The 1,412-nt window shown below is 61.4% G+C and carries 2 protein-coding genes and 1 pseudogene; 1 reads left to right on the plus strand and 2 read right to left on the minus strand.

The window, feature by feature from the left end; genetic code table 11:
- Both ACH2EI_RS21065 and ACH2EI_RS21070 read right to left on the minus strand, forming a co-directional pair.
- Positions 1-348 (minus strand): annotated as a pseudogene (locus tag ACH2EI_RS21065) (hypothetical protein); the annotation flags it as partial.
- Positions 349-397: 49 nt separating this feature from the next.
- Positions 398-1,033: a TetR/AcrR family transcriptional regulator gene (locus ACH2EI_RS21070; protein ID WP_395155051.1), complete on the minus strand. Its 636-nt coding sequence runs from the start codon at positions 1,031-1,033 to the stop codon at positions 398-400.
- Positions 1,034-1,146: 113 nt separating this feature from the next.
- On the opposite strand from ACH2EI_RS21070, the gene ACH2EI_RS21075 reads away from it, so the two are divergent.
- A partial coding sequence (locus ACH2EI_RS21075; protein ID WP_395155052.1) for an LLM class flavin-dependent oxidoreductase occupies positions 1,147-1,412 on the plus strand: 266 nt, incomplete at its 3' end.

Genomic DNA, 1,412 nt, shown 5'->3' on the forward strand with positions numbered 1-1,412 from the left:
GAGTTCGGTGTCGATGCCATGGTGGTCCCGGAACTCACCGATCCCCTCCATCAGACCGGGCATTCGGAAAAGGTCGGGCACCACGTCATGCGTGCCCGGATGAGCCAACTGGTAGTCAGCCCAAGCGTTCGACAGGAACCGGACGAGACCAGGGTCGTGCACCGCCTCGATCGGCGATGCTCCCCACCGGTCTGGCTCACGAATCTGGTGCGCCTCATCGGCCGCGAGCACCTGGTGGATCGCGTCGGCGCGGCCCGGATGCTCGAAGGGGTCCTGGAACCCCGACGACTCGATCTCGACGATTGGAGCGTGCTGCCGCTGACGCGATGGTGACGAGACAACCAACATTCTCTCTCCCTCTCTGCTGAACGACGTAACGACGTAACGACTTAACGACTCAACGGCTGATGCCTGAAGCCACAAGGGCGACCCGGCGAGCACTGTCGTCGGCAAGCACAGCGGCGAGGGTCAGCTCGAGACCGAGGGCAGACGAGTCACGATACGCATCCCATTCGATTGCGCCGGTGGCCCACTTCTCTAACCGGTTCATGCGCGTGGTGAAAACGTGTCGAGCGAGACGTTCGACGTCGCAGTCGACGACGAAAAGGCCGTCGGCCGCCGCCTTGGCGAAGTCCGCTTCAATGAATGCCACAACGCGGTCGCCGACCTCACCCATACCGTGGGACCCGGGGCCCTGCTTCAAGGTCGAAAAAATTGGACGCCACACATCGGTCGCCGATTCGAACTCGGCATCGAGCGCCGCGAACAGTGCACGCGTGGTGTCGATCGGACCGTGTGCGGGCTCGGCATCGAACTCGAGTTCGAGTTGATCGAGCCCGTTGCTGACGAACGCGACGAGCACACCATCGCGATCACCAAACTGGTTGTAGAGCGTGGCGACAGCTACTCCGGCCTCCGATGCGAGTTTGCGCATCGTGAGGCCGTCGAGGCCGTGCTCGGCAATCAGCGCGCCTGCCGCAACGAGGACGTCGCTGCGCGTCTGCTCCTGTCGACGCTCCCAGCCATCTGCCATAGGATGATCATCCTACGATCACCGAGACTGAGGTCGGGTACGCCAGGTTGAATCACCGCCTTCGACTCCGCTCCACCTTGACATTTGATTAGAACAATATTCCAATCAATGCCATGACTCGTCTCGGCTACCAGATCCCCAGCTTCACGTATCCCGGCGTTGGCGCCGCCGACCTCTTCGACGTGGTTGCCCGCCAAGCTCGCGAAGCAGATGCATCTGGCTTTGACACCGTCCTCGTGATGGACCACTTCTACCAACTTCCCCAAATCGGCAAGCCCGAAGAGTTTATGCTTGAGTGCTACTCGCTGCTGTCGGCACTCGCCCGCGAAACGAAGAACGTGACACTGTCGTCCCTTGTCACCGGCAACACGTACCGCAA

It is taken from the genome of Ilumatobacter sp. (assembly GCF_041688325.1).
Taxonomy (GTDB): domain Bacteria; phylum Actinomycetota; class Acidimicrobiia; order Acidimicrobiales; family Ilumatobacteraceae; genus Ilumatobacter_A.